This is a genomic window from Microcoleus sp. B3-A4 (genome assembly GCF_036705385.1).
GTDB lineage: Bacteria > Cyanobacteriota > Cyanobacteriia > Cyanobacteriales > Microcoleaceae > Microcoleus.
The window spans coordinates 1-3,278 of the sequence record NZ_JAUBUI010000174.1 but is presented as its reverse complement, the minus strand read 5'-3'; the positions used below and the strand labels follow the sequence as shown (position 1 = coordinate 3,278).

Below are 3,278 nucleotides of genomic sequence, written 5' to 3'. Positions count from 1 at the left end.
TTTGGTGAAAATTGCGAGCGAGGGCTGTTTTTCATTATAGCCGAAAATACATCAAGTTATTTATTTTTCATTCCTAACTTCGCAGGGTTGGCGCGAGCGAACGCTACGCCGGGCGTGTTTTTGGCTTTTGTCTCCCCCAAGACCCACGGTAAATGACACTTTTAGTCTTTCACTCGAAAACTGCCCGAAACCTCGATCATAAGTAGTTTACCATAATCGGATTTGGTATAATGTCTATCTCGTCTTCTTGTCAAGGGGTTGAGCAATTATGTTTAACTTTTGGCGATAGAGCGGAAAACTAGCGTCGCATTCTCCGGTATCGTGACTCAGAAAACGTAGGTCTAATCCTGTCTCTGGTAAGGTTCGGGCTTTCTTCTTGAACCGCTCGTTAGAGCCGGACTTCCTGAAAGCCCCTAGCTTTAGCTATGGAGTTCCTTACACAACCAATTTTACCTCTGTTACTCCTTGGCGCAATTCATACTGTTTTTTTACCCAAAATTGTTTAATTTTTTCACCCAAAAACGGAGCCGTTTGCATCATCAATAAACGCAATAATCGATTTTTTCGCAGTTGTTCGCCTTTCCCGGCTTCTTGTGCTTGAAGTTGTTGGGCGCGAATAATTTCTGGTTCGCGTTCTGCCTGAATCCGCGATAATGCTAAGTCAATATCCTCGTAATTAGCCCCTGCTTTCAATAAAGGTACAAGGTGATTGGCCGCCACAATTACATCGCGTAACGCCATGTTAATTCCTTGAGCGCGAACTGGAGACATGGGGTGTGCAGCATCCCCCAAAAGTATGATTCCTGGTCGATACCAGCGCGGACAGCGACCAACGACAACAGATAATCGCATAGGAGGTTCGATCGTATCGGCACAGTTGCGGAAATGTTCTGCCATCCACGCAGGCGATCGCGATGCGAAAGTTTCTGCCCAGTCTCTGTGTTTCCAATCAGTTTTGTCATCTGCCGATAGCACCCAAGCCAGATGAAGTTTTCCTGATTCTGCCCCATGAAAGACACTAAATCCGCTACCGCCATTCAGGATAGAATAAAATACATTATCCGCCACAAACCGAGGATGAGCGGCAAGTTTAAACCACAGAACATCGATACTATTCTGCTGTTTTACCAACTCTAATTCTGCACGTTGTCGTACCACCGAGTTTCTACCATCTGTACCAATCACAAGTGCAGCAGGAATCTCTCGCCCATCTCCTAGCTTTACACCCGCAATGCGATCGTTGCTGTACAGTAAATCTTTTACGGGAACACCTGGGATAAATTCAAACTCTGGATGCAACTGAGCTTCTGAAATTAGTGTTTCTAGCAAAGGCGGTTGCGATACCAGTGTACAAGGTCGATTTGATCCCATTGGCTCATCAACTCGAAATAGTTGCCGATCGCCCACCACGAACTCCCAAGCATCAATTTGTCGGTGTGGAACACTTTCTAGCATAGTGGATAAGCCCATTTGGGCGATCGCATCCAATCCGCTGGGCATTAACCCTTCACCGCGAAACACTCGGTAGGCATCTTTTGCCGCCTCAACCAAGGTAACAGCAATACCTCGTTTCACCAGCAGTAAGGCAAGTGCCGCACCAGTTGGCCCCGAGCCCACAATTACAACTTGCGTCATTGCCATTCCCCATTGCTTTTTGCGGATATTGAGATGTTAACAAAGGTGGTAAAAGGAGGCGCAATCCCCTATTCCCAGCTATTTCTGGAGTGCCTGTTGAAAAGTCTTAACTGCATCAACATGATTCACCATATTGATGCAACGCAACAACAAATCCAAATCGATCCCTTTCACCTCCTCACTACTAGAAACCTTTTCATAATCAAGTGTATTGCCCTCTCCCCGGAGGTGATAAACCTCTAACAATCCATCTTCCCAGAACCACACTTCCTTTATCTTCAGCCGCTTGTATGCCTCCAGTTGGTTGATGCCACCACTGGAAAACACGACCTCGATCGCAAAATCGGGTAGCCTACGACCAGGGGCAAGTTTATAAGATTTATCGGCCTCTCGCTTGACTTTTCCCGTTTCACTTTCCAGAGTCATTGAGCCAGTTGGAGTAAAGTCAAACCCCCCCATCAGCAGGTAAAGCTCCAACAATGCACCAATTCTTTCTTTAACGGTTTCGTGGGGTTCTCCTGGCATTAGTTTAATCTCCAAAACTCCATCCAGGAAAGAAAGTCGATATCCTGGACGGTCTAACAATTGCTCAACTGCTTTGAACTCTCTCCAAGTGAGTCCCTCAAACAGAAGGGGTGATTCTTTTCTGGGTGGTGTGATGATTGCTGCGGTCATTTGATTCTCCAGTCTATTTCCAGATGAGAAACGATCGGGTTTGGAGGGCGAATTTTTTATTATAACTTTAAGTAGCTTTCTCCACTGTAAATCCGATTTCTTGCCCGTAGGATAGTTCCAGCGTGTGAGCGTCCGGGTCTCGCAAAAAAGCCCAGTAGCCGATCGGATATCCAGAATCTTTTGGTTCTTCAAGCAATACGCCTTCTAGACGTGCTTTGTCGCAGAGATAATCCATGTATTCGCGGCTTTGGCAACCTACTCCCAGGTGTGCCAAGGGAGACAGAACGGGATGTACGGAATCTTTTTGAATTAGCACAATTACAAAAGGGCGAGTGCGGTCAGAAAGCCATACCACCGCAACACCTGCTTCTGCATCGATGCAGCGGTGAACGACCTGCATTCCAGCATACTTGGAGTAGAATTCAATACTGCGATCGACATCAGAAACGGGCAGTGCGATGTGTGTGAGACCGATATCACTCATATGTTATGTTGCTCCAGTCATATTAGGCTTAGCATCAATAATTGCCACTTCCAATATCATAATTTTAATGAGATGCTCGCCACTTAGCCGCTTTCCGATCCATTGCTTTAATGAAGCCATCTTTTCCGTCCATGTACGCCTGAATATTATCAGGGTATTTTTGGGCAAGTTTTATCTTTAGTTCGCTGTATTCCTGCGCGGCTTCAGAATGGGTAATCATATAATCTCGAAACGCTAAGTGGCGCTCTATCTGCGGGGAACCAACTTCAAAACTGTGAATATGGTGGGTTCTACCCTTGCGAAAATAACGACGACCGGGTATCCCAAACTCACCCATCGCTTGATAACCTAATGCCTCCATTTCTGCACTATGTGTATCGAGTTTAAGAATATCTTTAACCTCAACTAACAATACTCCGGACAGTTTTTAAGCAGCCAAAGTACCATAAGACAAGACTGAAGGAAGATTAGGATGGTTTAAAAT

4 protein-coding genes are annotated in these 3,278 nt (G+C 45.7%); all 4 read right to left on the bottom strand.

The genetic code is table 11. The features are described from left to right. Positions 1-435: 435 nt before the first annotated feature. A complete protein-coding gene (locus QUB33_RS28950) occupies positions 436-1,635 on the bottom strand; it encodes an FAD-dependent monooxygenase (RefSeq protein WP_333357958.1) in 1,200 nt (399 codons plus the stop codon). A 78-nt stretch (positions 1,636-1,713) separates the two neighbouring features. Next, positions 1,714-2,310 (bottom strand): Uma2 family endonuclease, encoded by a 597-nt coding sequence (locus QUB33_RS28945; protein ID WP_333357955.1) that lies wholly within the window; start codon positions 2,308-2,310, stop codon positions 1,714-1,716. 67 nt (positions 2,311-2,377) lie between these two features. Continuing rightward, the gene (locus QUB33_RS28940; RefSeq protein ID WP_333357952.1) at positions 2,378-2,794 is read right to left on the bottom strand and encodes a VOC family protein; all 417 of its coding nucleotides are present in this window, start codon (positions 2,792-2,794) and stop codon (positions 2,378-2,380) included. A 64-nt stretch (positions 2,795-2,858) separates the two neighbouring features. Next, complete coding sequence (locus tag QUB33_RS28935; protein ID WP_333357949.1) at positions 2,859-3,206, bottom strand: GrpB family protein; 348 nt, start codon at positions 3,204-3,206, stop codon at positions 2,859-2,861. Between the last annotated feature and the right edge of the window lie 72 nt (positions 3,207-3,278).

Bases quoted from the DNA above. Each gene is read 5' to 3' on its own strand.
- QUB33_RS28940 (WP_333357952.1), bottom strand. From the start codon at position 2,794: ATGAGTGATATCGGTCTCACACACATCGCACTGCCCGTTTCTGATGTC.
- QUB33_RS28945 (WP_333357955.1), bottom strand. From the start codon at position 2,310: ATGACCGCAGCAATCATCACACCACCCAGAAAAGAATCACCCCTTCTG.
- QUB33_RS28950 (WP_333357958.1), bottom strand. From the start codon at position 1,635: ATGACGCAAGTTGTAATTGTGGGCTCGGGGCCAACTGGTGCGGCACTT.